The sequence below is a fragment of the Sphaerisporangium viridialbum genome, from assembly GCF_049674955.1.
GTDB lineage: Bacteria > Actinomycetota > Actinomycetes > Streptosporangiales > Streptosporangiaceae > Sphaerisporangium > Sphaerisporangium viridialbum.
Genome location: NZ_CP187232.1, coordinates 5,045,750 through 5,071,316 on the forward strand (window position 1 = coordinate 5,045,750; position 25,567 = coordinate 5,071,316).

The window sequence follows — 25,567 nt, forward strand, 5'->3', positions numbered from 1 at the left end:
CCGGTGCGGTGGCGCGGCACAGGGTCCAAGTCCCCTTGTGCGAAGGACCCTCGTCCCTGGCCTCAGAGCCGGACGATGCGCACGGCGTCCGCGACGACGTAGCCGGTGCCGGAGGTCCACCTGCTCAGCCCGACGACGTTGTAGTCGCCCGCGTTGAGCGAGAACGTGCCGAGGCTTCGCCAGCCGCCTCCACCCGCGCGCTGGTCGACGTACACCGTCTGGTTGCCGCCGGAGGTGGCGACGATGTACGGCGCGGAGCTGTTGTAACCGGGGTCGGCCGGATACCAGACCTCCACGCGGTAGGCGCCCGAGGCAGGGAGGGCGGCCCGGTACCAGGCCGGGTCGCTCGCCGCCACGGGGGTGGCGTAGCGGTAGTCGGCGCCGTAACGCTGGGCGGAGTAGGTGGAGGTGCCCCAGTTCACGCCGGCGGTGAACTTCCCGGCGGTGGCGTTGTCGACGGTGACCGACCACTCGGTGCCGCCGCCCCCGGTGACGTACTGCATGTACTTGGTCCAGTCCCAGTACTGGCCGGGGTCGGTGTGCGTCGCGCCGGGCACCTGGCTGTGCCCGATGATGTGCGAGCGGTCCTTGGGGATGCCGTACTTGTCGCAGATGGCGCGGGTCAGCGCGGCCGAGGAGCGGTACATGGCGTCGGTGAACCACGAGGCGTCGCTGACGTAGCCCTCGTGCTCGATCCCGATGGACCTGGTGTTGTAGTCCCAGTTCCCGGCGTGCCAGGCGATGTCCTTGTCGCGCACCATCTGCGTGACGGCGCCGTCGGACGACCGGACGACGTAGTGCGCCGAGACCTGGGCGCTGGGGTTCTGGAACCACGAGATCGTGCCCGCGTACGAGCCCTGGGTCACGTGGACGACGACCCGGTCGATCGCGTAGCTCGACGGGCGGCTGGAGGCGGTGTAGTTGGAGGAGCTCGCGGCCACCCAGCTCGCGGCCGGGTAGTCCGGGCTCGCGTCCTGCGCGTTGAGGTCCAGCGTCTGGGCGTAGGCGCCCCGGTCGGCCGTGACCTCCTGAGGGGCGACCGTCACCCCGGCGGCCCGGACCCCCTGGCCGAGGAGCTCGTAGACGGTGTCGGCGTAGAGCCGGGCGACCTCGGGCGTCGTGGCGTTGCCGTACCTGGCCACGGCGGCGTACCACCGGCCCGCGTCCTTCCTCGCGGCGGCGTCCAGCCCGGCCTCGTCGGCGTACGACCGCAGGAGTGCCGCGCCGCCGAGGATGTTCGCGCCGGTGTCGGCGCGCAGGGTGGCAACCGGCAGGCGTGCCAGCTCGGCCGCCCGTTCGAGCGTGTGCGTGGTGCGGTTGGCCACCAGGTGCATCACGCCGTAGCCGCCGCTCGCGCTGGGCTTGCCGCCGTGTCCGTCCAGGTGGGTCTCGGAGTAGGCCAGCGCGACGAGCAGGTCGCGGGGCACATCCTGGGCGGCCGCGGCCCGGGCGAAGGCGGCGGCCAGGGGGGCTTCCGGCGCGGCGAGCGCCGGGCCGCCGGCGGCGACCAGGAAAGCTGCCAGGACACAGGTGACGAATACGGCTAATCGGGACGAAGGCGCCGTCATTGGTGCTCCTTGCTCGGGGGGTGCCGACGGCTGCACATTAAGAGCATTTCTGACAAATGTCGATAATTGACATTACTTACCCAGTAGACGAAAATTCTCGCCCCACCTCAGGGCCCTCGGCCGCGATGGCACGGTCCAGGAATCGGCGCGGAGAAGGGCGGCCATTCGCCGGAAGGAAATCGCACTGAAGACTATTGCACTTCCCTTAGAAGGCACTGAAACTTTCCTTCTGTGACCACGTATCGAGCGAGCCATGAGCGGTTCACCACGACAGGTCCCGATCGCGGCATCGCCGGGCGGCTCGCCGCCACCGGCGCCGCGGCGGCGATGACCCTCGCCCTCCTCCTCGCCGGCGCCCTCGCCCCGGCGGCCCCCGCGCGAGCGGCCGGCGGTCCCGCGCCCTCGATGACGGCGCCCGGCGACCCTCCGGCGGGACCGGGCGGCTGCCCCACCGACCCGGCGACCCCGAAGCGGCAGTTCCGCGCCATGTGGGTCTCCAGCGTGGCAAACATCGACTGGCCGAGCAGGCCGGGCCTGGACGTGGCGGCGCAGCAGGCCGAGTTCCGCTCCTGGCTCGACCTCGCGGAGCAGCGGAACATGAACGCCGTCGTGGTCCAGGTCAGGCCGACGGCCGACGCATTCTGGCCGTCACGGTACGAGCCGTGGTCGCAGTGGCTCACGGGCACCCAGGGCGCGAACCCGGGATACGACCCGCTGGCCTTCATGGTCAGGGAGGCGCACGCGCGCGACATCGAGCTGCACGCGTGGTTCAACCCGTATCGCGTCGCCAACAATGCCGACCCGGACCTGCTGGTGCCGGGCCACCCCGCCCGGCGGAACCCCGGCTGGCGTTTCGCCTACGGCGGCAAGCTCTACTACAACCCGGGAATCCCCTCGGTGCGCGCCTTCATCGAGGACGCCATCATGGACGCGGTCACCCGTTATGACATCGACGGCGTGCACCTGGACGATTACTTCTATCCGTATCCGGTCAGCGGCGAGACCATTCCCGACGCGTCGACGTTCGCGGAGTTCGGTGGCGGTTTCACCGACATCGGCGACTGGCGGCGGAACAACGTGAATCTGCTGGTGAGCGAGATGGACCGCCGGATCCACGCCGCCAAGCCCTGGGTGAGGTTCGGCATCAGCCCCTTCGGCATCTGGCGCAACGCCTCCACCGACCCGCTCGGCTCGGCGACCTCCGGGCTGCAGTCCTACGACGCCATCTACGCCGACACCCGGCTCTGGGTGAAGCAGGGCTGGATCGACTACATCACGCCGCAGGTCTACTGGCACATCGGGTTCCCCGTCGCCGACTACAAGGCGCTCACCGCCTGGTGGGCCGGCGTGGTGCGGGACACCGGCGTGCGGTTGTTCGTCGGGCAGGCCGCCTACCGCGCGGGAGTGGCCGGCCAGGACCCGGCGTGGCAGCGGCCCGGCGAGCTCAGCGACCACCTGTACTACAACCGGGGTCTTCCCGAGGTGCTCGGCGACGTCTTCTTCAGCGCCAAGGACGTCCGCGCCGACCGGATCGGCGCCATCGGGCGCATGGCGGCCGACCACTACGCGAGGCCCGCGCTGACACCGGCGTACGGCACCGCGACCGCGCCGCACCCGCCCTCGATCAAGTCGGTGACCCGCGTCCCCGAAGGGGTCGCGGTGGCGTGGCGGCGGGGCGGCTCGCACGGCGCGGCCTCGTACGCCGTCTACCGGGTCGACGGCTCGCCTCCGGCGGACCCGTGTCTTCTCGCCGACGCGCGGAACCTGCTCGGCACCGCGCGCGGGACCTCCTTCACCGACGCCACCGCCTCGCCCGGCGGCACGTACACCTACTACGTGACGGCCCTGGACCGGACGCGCCACGAGAGCGGGCCGAGCCGCGGCAAGGTGATCGGCTCCGGCGGCGAGGTAGCCGATCTCCGCAGGTTATAGGCCTGTTACCCCTGGGTACGATCATGTCAATAACACTCGCGCGCGTGAGGTGCGACATTCCCGCACCGCGGCCGAAGCCCTACTCCTGTCGCCGGCGCGAGCACCTGAGATGACACCTATCGCCGCGCCCGGCATGGCCGCACCCGAAAACGGCTCGCAGACCAGCCCCCCGGTTTCGGCCAGGGTTCGCCCTCCCCCGCGCGGGACGCTCGATCCAGAGCGGCACACAAGGCGGAGCCCGGCCCGGATGTCCGCCTGCGAACCGGCCCTGTACGACAGAGGGGGACCAGATGGGCGAGAGGCGGAAAAGACACGACCGCAGGCACTCGGACCGTGAACGACGGGAATGGCTGCGGCTGGGACTCGAGATCACGCTGGTCGCGTGGCGGACGGCGCTCGCCGTCTGGACCAGCCTTCACCAGTGAGGGGCGGCGTCCGGGAGCCGAGCCGGACGCGGACCTCGGCGGCGGCGTCACCGGATGCCGCCGCCGAGTCGTATCACACCGGCTCCGGCCCCACGAGGTCGCAGGAGCCGCGTGCCCGGAGCCGGCGTCGCGTCAAGCCCCGTAGACCTCGAACTCCGACAGCTGGGCCGCGGGCCAGCCGGTGTTGGCGGTGAAGTTCAGCCGCACGTACCGGGCCGAGGTCTGCGCGAACGAGATCGTCACCGAGTTCCCCGACGACGGACTGAAGCTGTACCCGGCGGAACCCACGATCGTCGTGAACGACGAACCGTTCGAACTGCCCTGCACCGACAACGTCTGCGTACGCGCCTGCCACGCCGAGGACGGCGGCAGCTTCAGCACCACCCGGCCGACCGACGCCGCCGCCCCCAGATCCACCTGCACCCACTGCGGGAACGCGTTGTTCACGCTCTCCCAATAGCTGTTGGAGTCTCCGTCCACCACGTTGGAGGAGCCGAAGCTCTGCACGTGGCCGCTCTCGGACGTCGCCTTCCCACGGGCCAGGTTGGTGTTCGGCGCCGCGTCCGTGGTCACGCTCACGGCGTTCGACGCGGCCGAGGTGTTGCCCGCGGCGTCCTGCGCCGTGACGGTGAAGCTGTACGCGGTCGCCGGGTTGAGCCCGGTCACCGTGTACGAGGTGCCCGTGGCGTTGACGACCGTGCCGCTGCGGAGCACCTGGTAGCCGGTCACTCCCACGTTGTCGGTGGAGGCCGTCCACGAGAGCGACACGGTGGTGGCCGTCTTCCCGGTCACCGTGAGGTTGCCCGGCGCGGTCGGCGGCTGCGTGTCACCGCCACCGTTGCCGGTGGTGCCGTAGACCTCGAACTCCGACAGCTGGGCCGCGGGCCAGCCGGTGTTGGCGGTGAAGTTCAGCCGCACGTACCGGGCCGAGGTCTGCGCGAACGAGATCGTCACCGAGTTCCCCGACGACGGACTGAAGCTGTACCCGGCGGAACCCACGATCGTCGTGAACGACGAACCGTTCGAACTGCCCTGCACCGACAACGTCTGCGTACGCGCCTGCCACGCCGAGGACGGCGGCAGCTTCAGCACCACCCGGCCGACCGACGCCGCCGCCCCCAGATCCACCTGCACCCACTGCGGGAACGCGTTGTTCACGCTCTCCCAATAGCTGTTCGGGTCACCGTCCACCACGTTGGAGGAGCCGAAGCTCTGCACGTGGCCGCTCTCGGACGTCGCCTTCCCACGGGCCAGGTTGGTGTCGCCTCCGCCTCCGCCGTTGACCGTTGGTTGGGTGGGGCGGGTGGGGGTGAGGGCGATCTGGCCTTTGAGCATCCGGCCGCCGTCTCCGGTGAGGCGCAGGTAGTAGTCCGAGGAGCATGGGGTGCCGTCCTCGTCCAGGGCCAGCATGCCGGAGTTGGTGGGGACCATGGCCAGGGTCTCGGCGCTTTTGGCGATCTGGTTGCCCTCGTTGTACTCGTCGAACATGGAGATGTAGATGCCTTGGGCGCCGGCGCGGACCATGTTGTAGAACTGGCGCCACATGAAGTCGCCGTGGGCGCGCTGGCGGCTTTTGACGTCTCCGGGCAGGACGCAGGGCTGGTAGTCGATGCCGTGGGCGTTGCAGTCGGCTTGGTCGGGCACGTTGACGTTGGTGTAGAACCTGTCGGTGTCGGCGATGTTGCCGATGCGTCCGACCATCCAGGGTGAGATCATGTTGAACGCGCGGTACACGTCGCCGAACCCTGGGCGTGAGTCGTTGATGCCTTCGCGCCAGTAGGTGGGGACCCCGCCCATGACGTAGTAGCCCTGGTTTTTGAACCAGTTGAGCACTTCCAGGCACGGGGCGGGCGCGAAGGGGCGTTGCGGGTCGTTGAAGCCGAACCCCCAGATGCCGACCACCGGCTTGCCGTTCTGTTTGGCGTAGGCGGGGGAGGCGGTCATGGCGGCCATTTTGTTGGTCCAGTCGGTTTTGATCTCCGGTTGCATGTTGGTCCAGTCGGAGACGTCGTACATGATGTAGAACTTGCGGCCGTTGGTCTCGGCGGCGGTGCGGACTTTGGTCGCCATGGCGTCGCGGGTGGGGCCTTCGCCGCCCATGGGGTTGAAGCGTTGCAGGGCGGCGGTGTCGATGTTGTTCTCGCGCATCCAGCGGAAGTGGGTGTCGACGGTCTGCTGGTCGTAGGAGGAGAACAGGGTGGCCGGTTGCCCGTTGCCGAGGTTGGCGTAGGCGGTGGGGTAGGTGCGCTGGTATTCGCGGGTGTCGGGCCAGGCCACGATCGTGGTGTTGGACGGGGAGGGGGGCTGGCCCATGTTGGCGCTCCAGTGCCACCACCCGTTGATCGGCGCGGTGTCGCCGGGGCAGGCGAACCATCCCTGGTATCCCACGGTGATCTTCCCGACCACATCACCCACCGGGCTGGCCGCGCTGGCCGCGCTGGTCAGCGCGGACGCCAGCTGCGACGACGACACCGCCGCCAGAGCGGACCCGGACACCACGGAAGTCATGAACCTCCGACGCGAGACGGCCACGTGAACTCCTTTTCGTTGCGGTGCGGACATCCGTGCTTCAACGCGCCGTCTGGGTGACGCGACGAGGCGGGAACCGCACGCCAGAAGGCACGCAGCGGCACGAGTCGTCCCCGACGCAACAGCGAACCGCTTGCATCATCCTGGCATTACTCGATACATCATTGCAATAGACGGAAATACTGCTGAAATAACAAGCAAATGACGTGCAAGAACTTGCGACGACTCGGGCCATCCCGGCGAGCTCATGCCGAGGTCGGCGTTGTGCAGGGGCCACAGCGACGCGGCGTCAGGTGGCGAGACAGCGGCGCGGGCAGGCCCGCATCCCCGGCTGTAGACGCCGTGCCGGGCGCCGGCGTCGCGGAACAGGCGTTCGAGCATGATCGCCGACTGCGGGCAGTCGCTGGCGTGCTTGAGCAGGATGGTGTTCCCCGCGACGAGGTTCGGGGTGGCGTCGCTCGCGGAGAGCCGGTCACCGGCCTGTGACGCCCGCTATGTTGACTCCTGATCGGGTTCGAGCCGAGCCCGTTCGGTAAGTTGGTGCGGGTGTCGATCGCCAGGACCGTGACCACACCCGCAATGACGTCCTCTTCGACCCGTCTCGCCTGGCTTGACGCGCTACGGGGCATCGGGGCGATAGCCGTGCTGGCCGAGCACATGCTGCCCTGGGTCGTCCCGTCGCTGCGCCCCTACTGGTTCAACGCCGGGCTCTACGGCATCCTCGTCTTCTTCCTGGTCAGCGGGTACATCATCCCCGCGTCTCTGGAGCGGCACGGGGACGTCAGGGCCTTCTGGATCAGCCGGGTCTTCCGCCTCTACCCGATCTACCTCGTCGTCATCGGCCTGGTCCTCGCCCTGGCCTGGTGGATACCGGTACGCGGGGCCGTACCGCGCGAGCCGTCCACGGTGGTCGCCCACGCGACGATGCTGCTGGACGTGATCGGCGTCGGCGGCGTCGTGGACACCATGTGGACGCTGTCGTACGAGATGGTGTTCTACCTGCTGGTGACCGCGCTGTTCGTGAGCCGGGCGCACCAGCGCAGCGGCGTGCTCGCCCTGCTGTTCGGCCTGACGGCGCTGGCCACCGCGCTGGTGCTGCCCGGCCCGCCGCTCGCGGGCGGCTGGCTGGCCTGGGCCTCGGGCGCGGTGTTCGCGGCGGGGCTGGCCTGCGTGATCTCCGGCCGCCTCCGTACGGCCGCCGCCTGCGTGCTGGGCGTGACGGCACTCGTCCTGCTGCTGCTCAGCAGCAGGGTGCCCTGGTTCGGCGTGGTCATCATCGCGGTCATGTTCGCCGGCACGGCGATCTACCGGTGGGAGCGCGGCGCGGGCGCCTTCTGGCCGGTGATCACGACCGTGGTGCTCGTGGCGCTCACGCCGGTGTGGGCGGTCCAGGGTGGCTGGTGGTGGATCCGGCCCGACGTCTGGATCACCACGATCGCGCTGGCGGGCGCGACGTTCGCGGGGGCGATGGCCCTGAGGCACCGGCGGGTCCCCCGATTCCTCACCTGGCTCGGGCTGATCAGCTACTCGCTCTACCTGCTGCACCACCCGCTGCTGAAGTACTACGTCGCGCTGACCGGGGACCTGCGCTGGTCTCCGCTCCCCGTGCAGCTCCTCATGGCCACGCTCTTCGTGGCCGTGGTGCTGCCCGCGAGCTGGCTGACCTACCGCTTCGTCGAGAGGCCGATGCAACGCGCCGGCCACCGCCTGGCCCGCCACCTCGCCGGGTGACGCGCCGCTTTAGGGCGCGGCCGTGCGGAAGGCGCGCCTGTAGGCCGACGGGGACGTGCGCATCGCCCGTACGAAGTGCGACCGGAAGGTCACCGGGCTGGCGAACCCGACCGTGCGGGTGATCTCCTCGATCGGCGCGGAGGTCTTCTCCAGCAGCGGAAGGCTGGCCTGGATCCGCTGGGCGATGAGCCAGCGGATCGGGCTGGTGCCGGCGCGGCGCGCGAAGTGCCGCAGGTAGGTACGGGCGGACATGTGAGCCCGGCCGGCGAGGGTCTCCACGGTGATCTCCTGCCCCAGGTTGGCGAGGGCCCAGGTCATGCTCCGGGCGATGCGGTCGTCCTCCAGGTCGCGCGGCACCGGCGCCTCGATGAACTGGGCCTGCCCGCCCTCGCGATGCGGCGGGACGACGAGCCGCCGCGCCACCGTGTTCGCCACGGCCGGGCCGTGGTCGAGGCGCACCAGGTGCAGGCACAGGTCGAGGCCCGCGGCGCTGCCCGCGCTGGTGAGCACGTCGCCGTCGTCGACGTACAGGACGTCGGCGTTCACCTTCACCAGGGGGAACCGGCGTCGCAGCAGGTCGGCGTACTGCCAGTGGGTGGTCGCGGGGCGGTGGTCCAGCAGGCCGGCGGCGGCCAGCGCGAACGCCCCCGAGCAGATGGACACGATGCGCGCGCCCCGGTCGTGCGCCAGGCGCAGCGCCGCGACGAGCTCGGGTGAGCACTCGCCCCGCACGTCGCCGACCCCCGGGACGATCACGGTGCCCGCCGAGGCGAAGACGTCCAGGCCGTGCTCGGTGCCGATGGTCGCGCCGCCGACGATGCGCAGCGGGCCCGGCCGCTCCGCGCACACCTTCAGGTCGTACCAGGGCACGTCCAGCTCGGGACGGGGCAGCCCGAAGACCTCGGTGACGATGCCGGTCTCGAACGGCGACATGCCCTCGTACGCGAGGACGGCGACGGACGGGCCGCGTTCCCGCCGGATCAGCATGGCGGGATCCTATCGATGGTGGCCGTTCATGCCACTGTCGGCCCGGCGCGCGGGCGGGAAGGATCGTCGGCATGTCCGCTGTCCTCTCCACCGCTCCGGCCCGCCCAGACGAGGCCGCCGCCCACTTCGCCGCCCGCCTGAGCTTCGAGGCCGACGTGTCCGACGTGCACGCCGATCTCGAGGCCGGGGTCCCCGGGCTGATCGTGATCGACTCGCGGAGCGCCGAGTCCTGGGAACAGGGCCACCTCCCCGGCGCCGTGCACCTGCCCACCGCCCGGATCCCCGAACGGGCGCCGGCCCTGATCCCCCGGGACGCGGTGGTGGTGACGTACTGCTGGGGCCCGGGATGCAACGGCGCGACCAGGGCCGCCCTGGCACTCGCCCGTCTGGGCCATCGGGTCAAGGAGATGATCGGCGGCTACGAGTACTGGGTGCGCGAGGGCTTCGCCGTCGAGAGCGGGGCCGGGCGGGTGATCCGGCCCGCCGACCCGCTGACCGCGCCCGTCGGCGCGATCGCCTGCGGCTGCTGAGACCGGGACGCACACGCCGGAGCCCATGCCGTAGCCGCTGACCGACTGGTCCATATGGACCGCCCGACGCCCCGCCGATCTCAGGTCGGCGGGGCTTCCGCTGTTTCGGGACCGTCCCCCCCAAGCGGGCGCGTGGGTCGCCTGGCGGGCGCGAGCGTCACTCAGGAACAGGAGTTTGGTCGCTCAGGCTCCGCCCCATCGACGGCGACAGAACGGTCCTCCAGCGATACATGCCCTCATCCCGGTTCAAGTCGATCAGGGCCACTTGCGTGAGGGTGACAGGTAGCACATCGGCATAGCGGTTGAGAATCTCCCGGATCGGAGCAAGTGGCGAACCGCTGGTATTGGCATAGGCGAGGCTGACATGCGGATAGAAACCCTCGGCCGCTTCGGGTACCTGGTCCTCTCCCCATACCTCGCCGATGGCATCTCGGATGGTGCGGCGGACTTCAGCCACGGCCTCAGTTGGCCTGACCGGGAGGTGAAGGCCCTCGGCGTCGGCAACGAGAGGGCCGAGCTGGACCTCAAGCGGCCCGTGGCCGGCCATCCGACCGGCTACCCGCGCGCCGATGGCCGCCACATCCTCCTCGGTGGTCTCGTCGCTGAAACCGACACCCTGAGTCGTCATGTGCAGCCACTGGATAGGGATCGGATCTAGCATGGGGAACTTGTCCAGTTCGGAACGCATTCTTCCTACGAACTCGTGCAGCTCCGGCTGTCCGTCCATGACGAAGTGCCAGGTGTAGAAACTCCGGCCGAGGCGCCAGCCTGGCCGCCACCACCAGTGATCACGAGTCTCAGTGTCATTTCCAGCCAACGGGTCACCCTTCCGCGTGCGGCCTGGTCTCGGCGCGGAACACGCCGATGGCCTCCCTGATCACTTTCCCTTGCCCGCCGCTGCGGAACGCGGGTGGCACGCGCCCCGCGACCTCGCCCAGTTGGAGCAGCAGCGGCGCCGCGCGAAGCTCCACAGGGGTCTGCAAGATTGGGGCAAGTGCCTCAGCGGCACCGTCCAGGGCTCCCGTGTCGATGTGTGCGCGGGCGATGTGCAGGGTGGTCATCCGCTCTGTCCCGAAGTTCCGGGTCCGTTCCGGTCTACCTTGGGAGATCTCCACAGATCGGGTGGCCATCTCCAGTGCCCGAGCCGGGTCGTTCAGTACCAGGTAGGCATCGGCCCAGTAGCTGAGTGCCCGCTCTGCGGCGCAGCTCAGCGGCCCGCCGGGATGGTCTGTCCGTCCAGGCCCGACTTCCTGGGCGTGGTGGAGCATGGCGTGAGCGTCCTGAACTCGGCCGAGCCGCGCGTAGTCGAGGGCGAGAGTGCTCGCCAGCATCACCTCGGTCTCTCCGCCGGCTCGCGCGGCGAAGCGCAGGCCACGCTCGGCCCATACGTGGGCCTCCGCCTTGCGGTCGTCCCAGTAGGCGGCGACCTGCCGTGTCTTGCATGTCCAGGCGAGCAGTCCCTCGTGCCCGGCTTCCTCGGCGAAGTGCTGCGCGGCCTGGGCCTGGCTCTCGGCGGCGTCTGAGCGGCCAAGGTCAGTCGAGACCCATCCCAGGAAGGTCATCGCCCACCCGACGATGAGATACAGGTCCCGCCGATGACGCAGCGGCTGGTGTCCCTCAAGTAGTCGTAGCGTCTCATCGCGGATGCGCCGCAGGTCGGCCAGCAGTGGCCCCGTGGGCGTCTTCAGGTAGCTGTCAGCAATGCGCCGTAGATCACGGCTCAGACGTTCGATTGTGGATCCACCGACGTTGGTGGTTTCGGCCTCGGACAATATGAGATCAGACTCCCGTGCGTAAAGGGTCAACTGCTCACCGGCGGAAAACGGTCTCCTATCACGTATCTGCGAAAGCGTCGGTAAAGCCACTTCAGCCGTTCCGGGAAATGCGGGTGCACCACCTGGCGGGGAATAGGAACTGCCGTTGAAATTCGAGTCAACCTGCTGATAGTCGATCCGGTCGATCTCAGCCCGGTCGCCGGTGTTGTAGAGCGCATACTCCGCGTCGGTAAGCAGACGTCGTGCCGTGACCTGGTAGATCCGAGCGAGAGAATGCAGTGCTGCCACGCTCGGCCGACGCCCCTTGACGGGCCAATGCTCGAACTGGTAGATCCGCGCCTTCACCATCGTGGACTCGCCAGCGTCGGCTGCGTTCCACCGGTCAGCGACCTCCTGATGGCTGAGGTTGTGCGCCCAACGTAACGCCACGCGTGGGCCGATCTCCGGGAAGTCGGTTTCCCAGACACATGCGATCTGCTCCCACGTCAGCCCGCGAGCCCGAAGCCGCTGCGAGCGGTAGGCGCGTTGCCGACGACCGGGTTCGGCGGATTTGTCCATAACTCGTTTCGTCTCGGGAGTGATGAGACATCGGGCACTCGCAGTGTACGCGCCATATTCGCCGCATCAGAGCTAACCGAGAAGATTCACCTGACGCTTAAGTCCAGGTCAGGACGACGGGCAGCGCTAACTCTTCTGGGGCTCTATCTACCGGCGGGCTCTCCCGGAGACTGATAAGCCCGGCAAATAAAGCGGGACCCGCAGGCGATGCCACGCCGAACGGGTCCCTTGCTCAGGAATCGAGGTCCTGAACCATGGTCAAGGCTAGAGCTATCCGGATCCGCTGGCACGCCGACCACCCGCCGTTGCCGCTCGGCTACCGATGGTGCGGCCACGCCCCCTACGCGCACAACGCCTCCAGCCTCCCGCATCGCCGTCACCACCAGTGGAAGCAGCCGACCGCCGCGCAGATGCGCGCCCGACTGGACGCCCGGCGACACCTCGGCCTATGCGACCGGCTGCCCGCTGCGGCCCCGGCGCGCCCGCTGAGGCTTCACCCCCCGGCGCCCGCCTCGCGCCCCGGCCAGCACGCTCGGCCAGTGTCCCCCGCCCAGCACAGCCGTGGCCGCTACCCGGATAAGCCCTCGCCCGGTCGGCGTGAGCCGTACCCCCGCGAGGCGGCGGCGTGAGCCGGGCACCAGGACGGCATGCGCCCGGTCTGCAGCCCGGCCAGGTAATCCCCCGCCGCTGGGATCTGGCAAAGAAGGCCGCAGCCGCCCAGCTCGACCAGATGGAACCCGCCTGGCACATCTTCTATGGCGTCGGGAGCCGTCGATTTTATGCCATCGCCCTCTGGTCCTGCGAGTCGCCGATGGTCTACGCGCATACCGCCGAGGAGCTGCGCGAAGTGATGCGGGATGTCGAGTTCGACGCGATGGCACCGTTTCGTCTCTCGGTGAGGGCGGCATGACCGGCCGCAGTAAGCACGCAAGCGACCCCAAGGAGGGTGACGGCGAGCTGCGCGACCCGTACGGCTTTCCCCCGACCGCGGGGATCGGCGTGGGTGGCTACTTCCCCAGCACCTCCACTCGGCCTGCCGAGCCACCTCCCATGCCCGAGGAGGTCACCGCGCTGATCGAGCAACAGATCGCTACGCTCGAACAGAGCTACCCGGGATGGTGCTTCACTCGAATCACCGAGCCCAACGGTAATCCGGGCGGGTGGCAGGCCACCAGGCGTAAGCCGCTGACTCATTCCCAGCGTGCCGCCGGCCTCCTGCCCAATCTCGTCCGCGACGACGCTCCGGCCCTGGTGATGGCGCTCGCCGCGCAAGACGAGATCGCCCGCCAGACCGGCTACGCCGTAGGCCGCGTCCGGGATGCGTCCATCCTCGGGTCCCCGCCTGTCGTATCTCCGGATGGCACGGTGCGGCCATGAGCAGGCCCGGCGGCTGTCCCGCTTCCCAGGCGGACCCCGCCGGGCCGCGGTACGACGTCCAGCACCTCAAGGGACACCAGCCGCGACTGATGTCCACTACCCCCGATGTCGCCATGGCCGCCGCGTTGCGGGTCCCATATGTCATCGCCTGGTCCGACGAGGCTGTGCAACATCCGTTGCTGTTCGCCGATCACCGCTCCTCCGGTGGAGTGCGGCTCACCTATCCCGACTCGCGCCGGTCCGACTGGGTGAACGGGGTACTGCGTGCCCGCATCCGGCAGAACCGGCGTGGAGAACCCATGTGGCGGATGCTCAACGTCCGAAGGCAGTGGCGGTGCATGGAACGCGACCTGTGCCAGGTCTGCGGCGAGCCGGGGACCGATCCGGAGACCGGCAGAGTCTGGTGGGTGATCACTGAGACCGCCTTCCGCGCGACCGGCAAGGACGGCGGCCTCACCAACGCCCCTCCCACCTGCCGGGCATGCATCCCCGAGTCGCTGGCCTACTGCCCACAGCTGCGTAAGTCCGCGGCGGTCTACACGGCCGCCTACTCCGAACCGGCGGGAGTGCTGGCTGACGTGTTCGAGCCAGGCGTGGGCGGGGCCGCGCGTCGCACTGGTCACAACGTGTTCGTGGGGTTCGACGAGTTCGCCCTGCATCCCTACGTGCTTGCCACGCGAATGGCCGTAAAGCTCCACGACATGCGGCCCGGAAAGGACCCTTAGACATCCGGTCCGCGCCAATCCCCCGTCCCTGTCCTTCCCTGTCGTGGGGCATGGGCGGGTACGACGCGGCGGCGCACACCTCCCCTCGCCAGGCGTCGGGGTGTGCCGCCGCGTCATCCATTCCAGCCACCACGGAGAACCCGATGCATTCACAGCAAGATTTCATCAATGGCGATGTTGCGGCGCTCGTGCTTGCCGGGCTGTTCATCGTCTTCTGCGCTGGCCTGGCTGGACCACCGGGACAGCCGCAAGCCCCGCGACGACAGCGACCAGCTCGAGCCGTAGCCGTACGCAAAGAGCAGGCCGCCCTCCCGGAGTAGGAGGGCGGGCCCGCACTACCGAAGGTGCTCAAGCCACTTGGGCGGGTCGTCCAGCCGAATTTCACAGGGGCCCTCGGTGGGCGCGTCCTCCAGGTGACCGCCGAGCACGAAGCCATCGGGGAAGTACAGCTGCACGTCACACCCAGCACCGGGGAACCGATCAAGTGCCTCGGCGAGGTATGGCCGCGCGTCGAACAGGAACTTCCCCGAGGGCAGCGGCTTTGGCCGGACACGCACAAGAACTGACCGGCGCACCTCTCGTCCCCCGAGGGGACCGCAAGAATGGTGATCATCCAACTGGTCGAGCAGGAAGCCCAGGTTTCCGCGTTCACGAACTGGCAGCCGCTCCTTGAGAAGGGCGGTGTAGAACCCTTGGACCGCACGGACGAAGTACGCCAGCTGCCCAGGGGTCATAACGGTCGGAGGCACCAGCGGGGCCGGGTCATGGCTCGCTTCAAGAGATCCGTCGTCATTCACGATGAGGTGGCGATGGACGATGGAGTGACGCAGGTCCACGGTTTTGCCGTAGAGCTGCATGACCCGCTTCCACAGCTCTGGCTCGTTGTGGAAGGGCTTGGTCCCCGTGGCCCCGAGCCCGTTGAGCGCCGTCCGCACCTTCGCCTCGATGGTCGGCGGCTTGCCGTCGGCGCGAGGGGATAGGAGGGGCTCAACGATGAGGTCGAGGATCTTCCATGCCATGCCGAAGACGAGAGGGCTGACGTCGATGTTGGCGGGCTCCCCCCCGAAGCGGACGACGGTCCTGACCGGGGCGGGACTGACGTGGGCGTCGATGCGCGGCCGCTCCCTGTCCTGGTCCAGATAGTCGATGATCTGGAGTCCGTGGGAAGGGATGATGGCAGGGGCGAGGACGTCGAGGGCGTAGCGCTCGAAGCCGGAGTCTTGCGCGAACTGTGCTACGGAGAACGGCACGGGGTTCAGCTCTTGACGGCGTGCCGGGCTTTATCGGTGACCCGGGAGACTCCGTCGATGTTGCCCACAAGGGTCTCGCCGCTGACCTCGAAATACCCGCTGTGCCTCAGGGAGCCAAGCGCCTTTGCACGCTCTGCTCGTCCAGGCCGCTCGCCTGCTGGATCGCCACCGTGGAGACGACCCCGGGGTTGTCGCCGTACAACTGCACGATTGCGGTCAGGACGGGTAAGTCTCGATCGTTCTAATAGTCACTCATGACGGATAGCGTCCCATCCGCCACTGATCTTTTGCAGGAAATTGGCGGGTTTGGCACGTTCCTACCGGGCGAAGAGCTCCCGTCGGCCGAAGACGGCAAGAGCCATACAGCGAAACGCCCCGCCCCTTCCGGAGGAGAGACGGAGCGTTTCCGCTTCCCAGGCGCCTTACGGCAGTCGAGACCGGGGTGCGCGACACGGTCACCAGCGCCTGGCGCACGTCAGGTTGCGCGGTCAGCGCGGCCCCGGACCTTCACCTGCTGGTTGGCCCGGCCGAGGAACTCCAGCTCTCCGTTCGGCAGCCAGCGTCCGAGGGCGCCCGTGCGGTAGAGCCGGGCCCCCGCAGGCCCGAAGGGGTCAGGAGGCACTATCTCGGTCGCACCTTCCTCCGTCCTGACGACACGGCGCGGCGGCAGGCGCTGGGGTGGCCTCCGCGAAGATCGCGTGGCCGTGCTTCTTCGGGGTGGACATCAGCTCCCGCGAGGAGCTGGCCGGCCACGTCATGACGACCGGAGAGATCGCCGCGTTCGTCGGGGCCAACACGCTGGAGTTCCTGTCGGTCGAGTCGATGACGGACGCAGTCGGAAGCGACAGGTCGCTCTGCACCGGATGCTTCACCGGCTCGTACCCCACGCGCGTTCCCCTCGCGGTGTCGTCGCAGAGGACGTCCAGGTGAGCGGGCGGGGCCGGGTCCGGGCGGCCTGACCGCCCCTACGGGTTCGTGATCGGCCGGACCGGCCCCGCCTGCCCCCGGCGTCAGGACGAGCGGGATTCCTCGGACGCGCGGGATTCCTCACTCGGCAGGACGACCGCGGCGGGCACGTCCGTCCGATCGTCGGTGAGCATCCGCCACGCGAGCACGGAGGCGAGGAGAAGGACCGCCGCCTGCAGGTTGAGCAGGCCGAGGGTCGGGATGAAGCTGACGAGCACGCCGGCGAGCAGCATGCCGAGGGCCTGCAGGCCGTCGGACAGGGCCAGGAAGCTGCTCATCACCCTGCCGCGCAGGCCGGCGGGCGTGGCGCGCTGCACCACGGACAGCCAGCCCGCCATGATCCACACTCCCGGCGCTCCCGCCAGGACGAACAGCCCAACGTAGACCCACAGCGCGGTGGTCAGCAGCGCGGAGTTCCAGATGACCAGGCTGATCAACGCGAAGATCATCAGGCCGTGGCTGACGAACTGGTTCATGTTCAGCCTGCGGGCGATGACCCCGGCCAGCGCGCCGCCGATCAGCCCGCCGACCGCCTGCACGCCGCGGAGCAGGCCCGCCTCGGACTCGCCCCCGCCCAGCAGGTCGGTGACGAACAGCAGGAAGAGGATGACGAACATTCCCTGGGCGACGGACATGAGGCTGACGACGATGGTGACCGCGCGCAGCCGGCCCGACGCCCAGATCGTCCGCAGGCCGGCCACCGACTCCCGCCAGAACGCGGTGCCGGGGCCGGGCGGGGCGCTCGCGGACCGGGTGCCCGAGATCGTCATCACCAGCGGCACGGTCAGGACGAGCGGCGCCACGACCGCGGCCACCACGCCGTTGATCCCGGCCCAGGTGAGCATCAGCCCGCCGAGCGGGCTGCCGACCAGGCGTCCGAGGTTGGAGTTGAGGCTGATCGTCGCGTTGGCGGTCACGAGCTGGGCCGGCGCGACCACCGTCGGCAGCAGGGCGTTCTTCACCGACTCGAACATCGCGGTGAGCCCCGCCTCGGCCGCCGCGACCAGGTAGAGGATCCACAGGTGCCGCGTGTCCTGCACGAGAAGCAGCGGCAGCAGCAGGACGGCGCGAGTGATCGCGAGCCCGGCCAGGAACCGCGCGGGGTTCCACCGGTCGGCGAAGATGCCTGCCAGGGGCGTGAGCACCAGGCTCGGCAGCAGCCCGAGCATGGCCACGGTGGAGGTGATCAGCGCCGACCCGGTCAGGCTCAGTGCGTACAGCGGCACCGCGATGAGCAGGCCCCACCGGGTGACCTCGGTGAAGAAGCTGGCCGCCCAGAGCCGCGAGAAGGTCGGCTGTCGTAACGGGTGGGTGGGTGCGGGCCCTGCCTGGCTGCTCATCGAATCGGCTCTCCTGTCGCCTCGGCTCCCGGGAAACGCGCACACCGAATTCTGGCCGGGCGTCCCTCCTTCAGGCGCGCGTATTCGGGACGCGCAGGCGACGGAGCGAACCGAGCGGTCGGCGCTCGCACGCGGAGGAAGGACTCCCCCGGGGCTCTCCCGGTAAACTTTCCGCACCCGGCGCATCGGGAATCCGTGGAGTACGCACATGACCCTTCGGTGAGACCGCGCGCCGCGCGCGGCCTGTCTCACCTCGGGGGTCCGGCCGGTTCACCGCCCTTCGGACGTCCGTCCTGCAGGCAGGTGGCGGCCGGCGTGCCGGACGGCCACTGCGGCTCTGAGGCGATCTTCTGCTCGGGCCTCGGACATTCCACGCGCGGTTCCGGGCGGGTGAACCACACGACCGCCAGGATCACCGCGACCAGCAGCACTCCGGCGGCGGCCAGGACCGTCCCCCGGCCGGCCCGCGGCCGTACGCGGTCGTCGTAGCCGCTCATCGGCGACACCCGCGCGGGCCGCAGCACGGGCGCGGTGGGGCGCCGGACGACCGGCGACCGCAGCGGGAAGTCCTCGCTGGGCTCCACCGTGAATCCCTCCTCGTCGCCGAGGAACCGGCGGTACGCGCCCAGCGACGCCTGGCGGCACACCCGCAGATCCTCCCGGTCTGGCTCGCCGACCGGCCCGTCCAGGCAGACGAACCCGTAGATCAGCTGCAGCGGGCGGCTGTGCTGGTCGCGCGGCTCCTGCTCGGAGGGCGGGGCGCCCGGCTCCGCGATGTCGGCCGAGGTGACCAGATGGGTGGCGTGCGCGACGGCCAGCCGGCGTCCCGCGCCGGTCACGACCTCGATGACGGTGGCCCGGTCCTGGTGGGTGCTCGGCACCACCGAGTCGTCCAGCACACCGTGGTCCCGCTCGGCGATGAGGAAGCCCGGGGCCAGCAGGGTCCGGTACCCGCGGTGGCGGCCCCGGGCGACCAGGAACGGCCAGCCCCGGGCGGAGGAGCGGTCGCCCATGTCAGCTCCCGTCCCGGATGTGGCCGTCCGAGAGCCTGGAGTACGGCAGCCGGCCTTCCATCATGTCCACTTTGCGCCGCATGTCGTACAGGACCCTGCGCCGTGCCAGGCGGAGGGTCTCGACGCGCCGCTCGGCCTCGCTCAGCTCCTGGTCGAGGCGGATCCCGTCGTCCCCGCGCCCGCCCAGCCGGGAGTCCAGGAACAGCCCCAGCATGGACTCGCCGATGACCGCCGCCGAGGGGCCGAAGGCGGCCAGCAGCGCGCGCCCCGCCATCTGCCCGGCGAACAGGCTCGCGGAGGCCAGCGCCTCCAGGGCGCCCTGCCGGCTCCGCCTGCGCACCTCGGCGCTCAGAGCCGCCCGCGCCTCGCTGTTGAGCCGGCTCTCGACCTGGTCGAACATGTCGGGGACCACCGCGGACAGCGGGACGTCCACGTTGGCCGGGTGCGCCGGGGCCCGGGAGACCTTGACGATCTCACCCCGCGCGTCGACCTCGGCGAAGCCGGGGCCCACCGCGCTCACCGGGATCAGCCGGACCACCCTTTCTGCGCTGTGCAGGCTCACCAGCGACCGGAACAGGTCGTTGGAGGTCAGCAGGTTGTGCACGATGCCGAGCCGAGTGCTCTCATCGGGATGGAGCTCTGTCAGCAGATCCCATTTGGTGATGACGAAGCTGATCGGAGCCGTCGCCTCGATCATCACCGGAAGCAGTGCGTTGAGCGTCCGCTCCAGGTACAGCGGCCCGGCGGGATGCCCGTCCAGGTGCTGCCTGATCCGGTATCCGTCGATCACGCCGATCAGCGCGTCCGCCGAGTCGATCTGGGCGAACAGCTCCTTCTGCCTGGTGGAGCCCGCGTCCTGGATCTCGGTGAGCAGCTCGCCCGCGTACTCCAGGTACTTCAGACGCAGGATCGTGAGTGCCGTGCCCGCCATGTGGGTCTTCACGGTGAAGGTGAACTGCCGGCTCTCCCCCTTGGCGGTGCCGCGCGGCCAGTCGCCGGAGGCCGCCGTGTCCACCATCTGGGCGTACCACTGGTTGAGCAGCAGCACGTCGTCGTGCGGAGCGGTGAGGAAGTAGCACTGGCCCGCGGGCGCCTTGAGCCGGTGGTACATGCTCGCGAGGAGCAGCGTCTTGCCGGAACCCTGCAGGCCCAGCGTCACCACCTGGAAGGTGGGGGCCTTCTCCTCCACGGTCAGCGGACGCCCGGTCCTCCTCCCGCGCAGCCACCGGCCGAGCAGGACGAGTCCGACGGCCACGAAGACCATCACCAGCAGGACGTTCACCGCGCTTCCCCATCCCGGCGACCGCCGACGCGGTCGCCCTCGCATGCCGCCATGCGGGAGCACGCCGGCATGTCGCGGCGTCCTCCCGGTCATCCCGATCTTGCGCCGCGGGCGGGGGGCGGCGCATGAGTAGGCCCCTACTCAAACGCGGCTACGGGAACCGTTCGGGGTCCGCGTCCGGGACGCCGAGGTCGGTGAGGAGGTCCAGGGCGCGCTGCCACAGCTTCCTGGCCTGCTCGTGGCGGCCGAGGTCGCGGTGTGCGCACGCCACCGCCTGCAGGGCGTTGCTGTGCAGGGTGCGGGCGTAGGTGTAGTGGGCGCGGGTGCGCAGGTGACGGTCCAGGGTCGCCGACAGGTGCAGGGCGTGGGCGGGCCAGCCGTACCTGGCGGCGTGGACGACGGTGGCGAGCAGGTTGGTCAGCTCGGCGTCCAGCCATTCCACCGCGCGTGCCTGGTCGTGGAGGGCCTGCGCGGGCCCGGCGGGGGTGCGTACGGGAGGCGGGTGGCCGGGCTCGTGCGGATGGGCCAGGCCCATCGCGGCCGAGGCGGTGTGGATGTAGTGGTCGAACAGCCGGGTGAGCGCGGTGCGCCGGTCGGCGTCGGTGTCCTCGTCAGCCAGCGTGGCGGTCGCGTGCGCGCGTAGCAGGTCGTGGAAGCAGTACCGGCCCGGCACCGGCTCGTGCAGCAGGTGGGCGTCGACGAGGTCGTCCAGGAGCCGGCTCGCGTGCTGGGGGGTGGTGCCGGCCAGGGCGGCCGCGGCGTGGCGCTCGATGTCGGGCCCCGGGTGCAGGCCGAGCAGCCGGTACATGCCCTGCCTGCCGGGGCTGAGGTGGTGGTACGACAGGTCCATGGTGGCCGTGACGCTGAGCCGGCCGACCTCCAGCTCGCCGAGCCGGTGCTGGTGGTCGCGCAGCCGGTCGGCCAGGTGCGCCGGCGTCCAGCCGGGCCGGCCCCGCAACCGGGCGGCGGCGATGCGGATCGCCAGCGGCAGCCGGCCGCACAGCTCGACGATCTCGGTGAGCAGCTCGGGCGGCTGCCCGGCCACGCGCCGCTCCCCCGCGCTGCTGGTGAACAGGGCGAGCGCGTCGCCACGCGGCAGGACGTCCAGGGACAGCGGCCGCACGTCCTCCAGCCCGGTCAGGCGCCTGCGGCTGGTCACCAGCGTCAGGCAGCCGGGCGCGCCGGGCAGCAGCGGACGCACCTGGGCCTCCTCGGCCGCGTTGTCCAGCAGGATGAGCACGCGCTTGCCGGCCAGCCGGCTGCGGTACAGCGCGGCGCGGGCGTCCAGGTCGTGGGGGATCTGCTCGCCCGGCACGCCCAGGGAGCGCAGGAGCTGTTCCAGGGCGTCGGCCGGGTAGACCGGCGACACCCCCTGCGTGAAGCCGTGCAGGTCGACGAACACCTGCCCGTCGGCGAACCCCCCGGCCAGCCGGTGCGCGGCGTGCACCGCGAGGGTGGTCTTGCCGACCCCGGCCATGCCGTCGATGGCGCCGATCACCGGGGCGCCCGGCCGGTCTGCCTGGTGGACGAGCGCGCGCAGGCGGGCCAGCTCCGCCGCCCTGCCGGTGAAGCTCGGGATGTCCCGGGGAAGCTGCCGCGGCACCGCGGGCGGGCCGGGCCGGGCGCCGGCCACGCCCGCGGGCGGGGCCAGGTCGGGGTGACCGGTCAGTATTTGGCGGTGCAGCCGCTGCAACGGCGGGCTCGGCTCGACGCCCAGCTCCCGCACCAGCTGCCCGCGCAGGTCGCGGTAGGCGCGCAGGGCCTCTGCCTGGCGGCCGGAGCGGTACAGGGCGAGCATCCACTGGGCCCGCAGCCGCTCCCTGAGCGGCTGCTCCGCCACCAGCTCCCCCAGCTCGGCGAGCAGGTCGCCGTGGTTGCCGAGTGCGAGCTGGGCGTCGATCCAGGTCTCCTGCGCGGCGGCCTTGCGCTCCTCCAGCCGGATCAGCTCGGCTCCCAGCCGGGGATCCAGCGCGACGTCCTCGAACGGCCGGCCGCGCCACAGCCCGAGCGCCCGCCGCAGCCGTTCCGCCGCGAGCACCGGCCGCCCGCCGGCCATGGCCTGCTGCCCCTGGGCCACGAGCTCCTCGAAGGTCAGCAGGTCGAGGTCGGCCGGGGAGAGCCGCATCTGATAGCCGCCTGGCACGGTGGACAGAAGCGGGGCATCGGCGGGGTCGGTGAGCCCGAGCACCCGCCTGAGGGCGGACACGTAGGTGCGCAGCGCGACCGCCGCCGTACGAGGTGGCCGCTGCGGCCACAGCGCCTCGACCAGCCGGTCGACGTGCACGGGCCGATTGACGTTCAGCAACAGGACCGCCAGCAGCGCGCGCTGCTTGGCCGCGCCGAGCCGGACCAGCCGATTGCTGCCGGAGCGGGCCTCAAGCGTGCCGAGGACACGAAACCGCATGGCCCGGCACTATCACACAGTCCTCACAAACAGCTGCGGCCGGGGTCGTCCTGTTCTTCGACGTCATATATTCGCCTCTCCCGCGATTTGAGACCTGGCCTTCCGGCCCCATTACGAATGATGGCGATGGAGGCTCGCGTAACGCGTTCCCCGGTCATCGTCCGGCACTTCGCGATCGGTCCCAGGTCATCGTTCGCCACATCGCGACCCGTTCCAAGGTCATCGTTCGCCACATCACCCCGCATTTCTCCGTGTTTCCTCGCGTGTCACGTCGGTTGTGAGTGTTTCTCGGATCCTGAGACCCGCGCGCCGCGCCAGCGAGACCGGCGGGCCTGAGTGGTGGATCAGCAGGTGAAAGGCCCCGTGGAACACGCGGGCGCCGCGATCGGCCTGGCCGCGCGCCGCCCGCTCCGTCCACCTGGTGACCGTCCCGTCTCACTCCATGAAATGTGCGCACCCCTCATGTCAAGCCGCGGCCTTACCCCGCCTTGACGGCCGGGCCGCATTGTCAATCCGACTCCGTTCCAGACGTGGTCGATGAGCACCAAGCGTGGGGCCCATTAGGGGTCACGCCGGAGCCGGCCGAGGAGGATCGCCCGTGAACGCGCGACCGCCGAACAGAAAACCCCTTTCAGGTCTGGCCATTTCGCCGCCCGAGTTTCCGGTCCCGTCGAATCTCGTGTCCGACGACACAGAAAGAGAGTGCGCGTGTCCGAATTGATCAGCCTCGACGAATGCGAGCGGTTGACCGCGAAGGACGTTCACGATCTGTACCGGAAACACGTCAGCCGCAGCCAGGTCTCGCTCATGACATCCCTCGGCTTCGGCAGGGAGCTGGTCGAGCGCGCCGAGGGAGCCTGGATCTGGACCCGCGGCGGCCGGCGGATCCTCGACTTCACCGGCGGCGTGGGCGTGCTCAACCACGGCCACAACCACCCGCGCATCCTGGCCGCCCGCAGACGCTTCCAGGAGGAGCGGCGGATGGAGGTGCACAAGACGTACTTCTCGCCGTACGTGGCGGCGCTCGGCCACAACCTCGCCCAGCTGCTGCCCGGCGACCTCACCATGTCGTTCTTCCCCAACTCCGGCGCCGAGGCGGTCGAGGGCGCGGTCAAGCTGGCCTACAAGTACCACGGCGGGCGCAGACAGACGATCCTGCGCGCCGACATCGGCTTCCACGGCAAGCTGCTGGGCTCGGGCACCCTCACCGGCACGCAGGAGCGCTTCCGCTTTCCCGGGATCCCCGGAGTGGTCGCCTTCCCCTACGGCGACCTCGACGCCGTGCGCGCCGCGACGGCCTCGGCGCGTGCGCGCGACGGCGGCTGCGACGTGTACGCGATCATCGTCGAGCCGTTCAGCGCGTCCACCATGCGCTCCTGCTCCGAGGAGTTCCTCCGCGGCCTGCGGGAGCTCTGCGACGCCCACGGCATCGTGCTGATCTTCGACGAGATCTACACGGGGTGGGGCAAGACCGGCAGCCTCTTCTACTTCATGCGCTACCCCGGCCTGATCCCGGACGTCCTCACCACCTCCAAGTCGTTCGGCGGCGGCAAGTCCTCCATCTCCGCGTACGTCGCGCGTGAACGGGTCTTCCGCAAGGCCTACGACAACCTCGCCGACTCCCTCGTGCACAGCACCAGCACGACCTACTACGGGTTCGGCGAGGAGACCGCCACCGCGATCGAGGCGCTCAACATCGTCGTCGAGGACGACTACCCCGGACGCGCACGCGAGATCGAGCGCGTCCTGGCGCCCGGCCTGGAGCGGATCCGCAAGGAGCACCCGGACACGGTGGCCGGCGTACGCGGCTCGGGCGCGCTGTACGGGATCTTCCTGGACGGGGGGCCGAAGATCCTCGACCTGGCCGCCAAGCTCGCCCCCGGAGGACTCCTCAGGGACCCGCACATCCGCGTCAAGCTCATCACCTGCTCGGTCATCGACGCCCTGTACCGCGACCACGGCGTCTACACCTACTACACGCTGAACGGCGACAACCCGCTGGTGGCCGCGCCGCCGCTGGTCGTCGAGCCCGCGGACGTCGAGTACTTCCTCGACAGCCTGGACAAGACGCTGGCCCAGGGCCTTCCCCGGCTGCTGGCCAGGTTCGTACGGGAGAAGGTGGCGCCGCGATGGCCGTCCGGGTCGTAGTGACAGGCAGCTCGGGCATGCTCGGGGCGAACCTGGTCCAGCGCCTGGCGGGCGCGGGGTACGACGTGCTGGGTGTCGACCTGCGCCCCCGTCCGGGCCAGTGCCCGGCGGCCGGGTACGCGACCGGGGACATCCGGGACACCGCGCTGATGACCGAGCTCGTGACAGGGGCGGACGCCGTGGTGCACTGCGCCGCCGCGCTGCCGAGCTACTCGCCCGACCAGATCCGCGACGTGATCGTCGGGGGCACCCGCAGCGTGCTGCGGGCCGGTCACCGGGCGGGCGTGCCGCGTGTCGTGCACATCTCCTCCACGGCCGTGTACGGCCTGCCGAAGCTGGTGCCCACGCCGGAGGACCATCCCCGCGAGCCGGTCGACCACTACAGCGCCGCCAAGGCGGCGGCGGAGGAGGTGGCGGAGAAGTTCCGGGCGGAGGGGATGTGCGTGCCGATCCTGCGCCCCAAGACCTTCCTCGGGCCGGGACGCATGGGGCTGTTCGCGATGCTGTTCGAGTGGGCCGAGGAGGGGCGCCACTTCCCCATGCTCGGACGCGGCGACGTGCGCATCCAGATGCTGGCGATCGACGACCTCGTGGACGCGGTCGTCCGCGCCCTGGAGGCGCCCGCCGAGGTCGCCGGCGACACCTACAACATCGCCGCGGCGGTGTTCGCCACCCTGCGCGAGGACTTCCAGGCGGTGCTCGACGCCGCCGGACACGGCGGGCGGGTGGTGCCGCTCCCGGCCAAACCCACCCTCGCCGTCCTGCGGCTCCTCGGCAGGACGCGGCTGTCGCCGGTGTACGAGCGGCTCCTGTACAAGCTGCTCGCGGACTCCTACGTCAGCATCGACAAGGCCCGCGAGCGGCTGGGCTTCGAGCCGGGGCTCTCCAACCAGGACGCGATCCTGCGCACGTACGCCTGGTGGCGGGAGAACGCGGAGCCGGCGGCGCGCGGCGGGCGTACCAGCCGCGACGCCTGGCGGCAGGGCGCGCTGTCGCTCGCGAAGGTCTTCTTCTGACCCGGGCCGGA

21 protein-coding genes and 1 pseudogene are annotated in these 25,567 nt (G+C 70.1%); 10 read left to right on the top strand and 12 right to left on the bottom strand.

Annotated elements, in window-relative coordinates; genetic code table 11:
- Positions 1–62: 62 nt before the first annotated feature.
- Positions 63–1,568 (bottom strand): N-acetylmuramoyl-L-alanine amidase, encoded by a 1,506-nt coding sequence (locus ACOZ38_RS22780; protein WP_424533201.1) that lies wholly within the window; start codon positions 1,566–1,568, stop codon positions 63–65.
- A gap of 231 nt (positions 1,569–1,799) precedes the next feature.
- On the opposite strand from ACOZ38_RS22780, the gene ACOZ38_RS22785 reads away from it, so the two are divergent.
- Positions 1,800–3,500, top strand: a complete 1,701-nt coding sequence (locus ACOZ38_RS22785; protein WP_424533202.1) for a glycoside hydrolase family 10 protein — start codon at positions 1,800–1,802, stop codon at positions 3,498–3,500.
- Between the two features lie 557 nt (positions 3,501–4,057).
- Here ACOZ38_RS22785 and ACOZ38_RS22790 read toward each other — a convergent pair.
- Both ACOZ38_RS22790 and ACOZ38_RS22795 read right to left on the bottom strand, forming a co-directional pair.
- Entirely contained in the window at positions 4,058–6,457 is a 2,400-nt protein-coding gene (locus ACOZ38_RS22790) for a discoidin domain-containing protein (protein ID WP_424533203.1), read from the bottom strand.
- A gap of 135 nt (positions 6,458–6,592) precedes the next feature.
- Positions 6,593–6,907: pseudogene (locus ACOZ38_RS22795) on the bottom strand (hypothetical protein); the annotation flags it as partial.
- Between the two features lie 126 nt (positions 6,908–7,033).
- Here ACOZ38_RS22795 and ACOZ38_RS22800 point away from each other — a divergent pair.
- Positions 7,034–8,185: an acyltransferase family protein gene (locus tag ACOZ38_RS22800; protein ID WP_424533204.1), complete on the top strand. Its 1,152-nt coding sequence runs from the start codon at positions 7,034–7,036 to the stop codon at positions 8,183–8,185.
- Between the two features lie 9 nt (positions 8,186–8,194).
- On the opposite strand, the gene ACOZ38_RS22805 is transcribed toward ACOZ38_RS22800, so the two are convergent.
- On the bottom strand, positions 8,195–9,172 hold the full coding sequence (locus ACOZ38_RS22805) for a helix-turn-helix domain-containing protein (protein ID WP_424533205.1): 978 nt from the start codon (positions 9,170–9,172) through the stop codon (positions 8,195–8,197).
- A gap of 71 nt (positions 9,173–9,243) precedes the next feature.
- Between ACOZ38_RS22805 and ACOZ38_RS22810 the strand changes: the two genes are divergently transcribed.
- The gene (locus tag ACOZ38_RS22810; protein ID WP_424533206.1) at positions 9,244–9,702 is read left to right on the top strand and encodes a rhodanese-like domain-containing protein; all 459 of its coding nucleotides are present in this window, start codon (positions 9,244–9,246) and stop codon (positions 9,700–9,702) included.
- 157 nt (positions 9,703–9,859) lie between these two features.
- On the opposite strand, the gene ACOZ38_RS22815 is transcribed toward ACOZ38_RS22810, so the two are convergent.
- Positions 9,860–10,429, bottom strand: coding sequence for a 2'-5' RNA ligase family protein (locus tag ACOZ38_RS22815; RefSeq protein WP_424533207.1), 570 nt, complete (start codon positions 10,427–10,429; stop codon positions 9,860–9,862).
- Between the two features lie 94 nt (positions 10,430–10,523).
- The gene (locus tag ACOZ38_RS22820) at positions 10,524–12,035 is read right to left on the bottom strand and encodes a tetratricopeptide repeat protein (RefSeq protein ID WP_424533208.1); all 1,512 of its coding nucleotides are present in this window, start codon (positions 12,033–12,035) and stop codon (positions 10,524–10,526) included.
- Positions 12,036–12,289: 254 nt separating this feature from the next.
- Here ACOZ38_RS22820 and ACOZ38_RS22825 point away from each other — a divergent pair, with 254 nt between their 5' ends.
- The 4 genes from ACOZ38_RS22825 to ACOZ38_RS22840 are packed head-to-tail and all read left to right on the top strand — an operon-like array spanning position 12,290 to position 14,137.
- Positions 12,290–12,664: a hypothetical protein gene (locus ACOZ38_RS22825; RefSeq protein WP_424533209.1), complete on the top strand. Its 375-nt coding sequence runs from the start codon at positions 12,290–12,292 to the stop codon at positions 12,662–12,664.
- Positions 12,661–12,945 (top strand): hypothetical protein, encoded by a 285-nt coding sequence (locus ACOZ38_RS22830; protein ID WP_424533210.1) that lies wholly within the window; start codon positions 12,661–12,663, stop codon positions 12,943–12,945. Before ACOZ38_RS22825 ends, ACOZ38_RS22830 begins: the two co-directional genes overlap by 4 nt.
- Positions 12,942–13,412, top strand: coding sequence for a hypothetical protein (locus ACOZ38_RS22835; protein ID WP_424533211.1), 471 nt, complete (start codon positions 12,942–12,944; stop codon positions 13,410–13,412). The genes ACOZ38_RS22830 and ACOZ38_RS22835 overlap by 4 nt, the downstream gene beginning before the upstream one ends.
- Positions 13,409–14,137 carry a hypothetical protein gene (locus ACOZ38_RS22840; protein WP_424533212.1) on the top strand — a complete coding sequence of 243 codons (729 nt, stop codon included), beginning with the start codon at positions 13,409–13,411 and terminating at the stop codon, positions 14,135–14,137. Before ACOZ38_RS22835 ends, ACOZ38_RS22840 begins: the two co-directional genes overlap by 4 nt.
- A gap of 335 nt (positions 14,138–14,472) precedes the next feature.
- Here the strand turns inward: ACOZ38_RS22840 and ACOZ38_RS22845 are convergent, their stop codons facing one another.
- Both ACOZ38_RS22845 and ACOZ38_RS22850 read right to left on the bottom strand, forming a co-directional pair.
- Entirely contained in the window at positions 14,473–15,387 is a 915-nt protein-coding gene (locus tag ACOZ38_RS22845; protein WP_424533213.1) for a hypothetical protein, read from the bottom strand.
- Between the two features lie 475 nt (positions 15,388–15,862).
- Positions 15,863–16,009: a hypothetical protein gene (locus ACOZ38_RS22850; RefSeq protein WP_424533214.1), complete on the bottom strand. Its 147-nt coding sequence runs from the start codon at positions 16,007–16,009 to the stop codon at positions 15,863–15,865.
- Between the two features lie 56 nt (positions 16,010–16,065).
- Between ACOZ38_RS22850 and ACOZ38_RS22855 the strand changes: the two genes are divergently transcribed.
- The gene (locus tag ACOZ38_RS22855) at positions 16,066–16,317 is read left to right on the top strand and encodes a hypothetical protein (protein WP_424533215.1); all 252 of its coding nucleotides are present in this window, start codon (positions 16,066–16,068) and stop codon (positions 16,315–16,317) included.
- Positions 16,318–16,397: 80 nt separating this feature from the next.
- Here the strand turns inward: ACOZ38_RS22855 and ACOZ38_RS22860 are convergent, their stop codons facing one another.
- From ACOZ38_RS22860 to ACOZ38_RS22875, 4 genes are all read right to left on the bottom strand, one after another.
- Positions 16,398–17,693, bottom strand: coding sequence for an MFS transporter (locus ACOZ38_RS22860; RefSeq protein WP_424533216.1), 1,296 nt, complete (start codon positions 17,691–17,693; stop codon positions 16,398–16,400).
- Positions 17,694–17,941: 248 nt separating this feature from the next.
- On the bottom strand, positions 17,942–18,706 hold the full coding sequence (locus tag ACOZ38_RS22865) for a hypothetical protein (protein ID WP_424533217.1): 765 nt from the start codon (positions 18,704–18,706) through the stop codon (positions 17,942–17,944).
- Between the two features lies 1 nt (position 18,707).
- Complete coding sequence (locus ACOZ38_RS22870; protein ID WP_424533218.1) at positions 18,708–19,988, bottom strand: hypothetical protein; 1,281 nt, start codon at positions 19,986–19,988, stop codon at positions 18,708–18,710.
- Positions 19,989–20,139: 151 nt separating this feature from the next.
- Positions 20,140–22,392 carry a BTAD domain-containing putative transcriptional regulator gene (locus ACOZ38_RS22875; protein ID WP_424533219.1) on the bottom strand — a complete coding sequence of 751 codons (2,253 nt, stop codon included), beginning with the start codon at positions 22,390–22,392 and terminating at the stop codon, positions 20,140–20,142.
- Between the two features lie 708 nt (positions 22,393–23,100).
- Here ACOZ38_RS22875 and ACOZ38_RS22880 point away from each other — a divergent pair.
- Together ACOZ38_RS22880 and ACOZ38_RS22885 are read left to right on the top strand one after the other, a co-directional pair.
- On the top strand, positions 23,101–24,540 hold the full coding sequence (locus ACOZ38_RS22880) for an aspartate aminotransferase family protein (protein ID WP_424533220.1): 1,440 nt from the start codon (positions 23,101–23,103) through the stop codon (positions 24,538–24,540).
- Positions 24,522–25,556 (top strand): NAD-dependent epimerase/dehydratase family protein, encoded by a 1,035-nt coding sequence (locus ACOZ38_RS22885; RefSeq protein WP_424533221.1) that lies wholly within the window; start codon positions 24,522–24,524, stop codon positions 25,554–25,556. Before ACOZ38_RS22880 ends, ACOZ38_RS22885 begins: the two co-directional genes overlap by 19 nt.
- Positions 25,557–25,567: the final 11 nt, after the last annotated feature.

Bases quoted from the DNA above. Each gene is read 5' to 3' on its own strand.
- ACOZ38_RS22835 (WP_424533211.1), top strand. From the start codon at position 12,942: ATGACCGGCCGCAGTAAGCACGCAAGCGACCCCAAGGAGGGTGACGGC.
- ACOZ38_RS22840 (WP_424533212.1), top strand. From the start codon at position 13,409: ATGAGCAGGCCCGGCGGCTGTCCCGCTTCCCAGGCGGACCCCGCCGGG.
- ACOZ38_RS22815 (WP_424533207.1), bottom strand. From the start codon at position 10,429: ATGGACGGACAGCCGGAGCTGCACGAGTTCGTAGGAAGAATGCGTTCC.
- ACOZ38_RS22885 (WP_424533221.1), top strand. From the start codon at position 24,522: ATGGCCGTCCGGGTCGTAGTGACAGGCAGCTCGGGCATGCTCGGGGCG.
- ACOZ38_RS22800 (WP_424533204.1), top strand. From the start codon at position 7,034: ATGACGTCCTCTTCGACCCGTCTCGCCTGGCTTGACGCGCTACGGGGC.
- ACOZ38_RS22780 (WP_424533201.1), bottom strand. From the start codon at position 1,568: ATGACGGCGCCTTCGTCCCGATTAGCCGTATTCGTCACCTGTGTCCTG.
- ACOZ38_RS22825 (WP_424533209.1), top strand. From the start codon at position 12,290: ATGGTCAAGGCTAGAGCTATCCGGATCCGCTGGCACGCCGACCACCCG.
- ACOZ38_RS22805 (WP_424533205.1), bottom strand. From the start codon at position 9,172: ATGCTGATCCGGCGGGAACGCGGCCCGTCCGTCGCCGTCCTCGCGTAC.
- ACOZ38_RS22865 (WP_424533217.1), bottom strand. From the start codon at position 18,706: ATGGGCGACCGCTCCTCCGCCCGGGGCTGGCCGTTCCTGGTCGCCCGG.
- ACOZ38_RS22820 (WP_424533208.1), bottom strand. From the start codon at position 12,035: ATGGACAAATCCGCCGAACCCGGTCGTCGGCAACGCGCCTACCGCTCG.
- ACOZ38_RS22860 (WP_424533216.1), bottom strand. From the start codon at position 17,693: ATGAGCAGCCAGGCAGGGCCCGCACCCACCCACCCGTTACGACAGCCG.
- ACOZ38_RS22875 (WP_424533219.1), bottom strand. From the start codon at position 22,392: ATGCGGTTTCGTGTCCTCGGCACGCTTGAGGCCCGCTCCGGCAGCAAT.
- ACOZ38_RS22810 (WP_424533206.1), top strand. From the start codon at position 9,244: ATGTCCGCTGTCCTCTCCACCGCTCCGGCCCGCCCAGACGAGGCCGCC.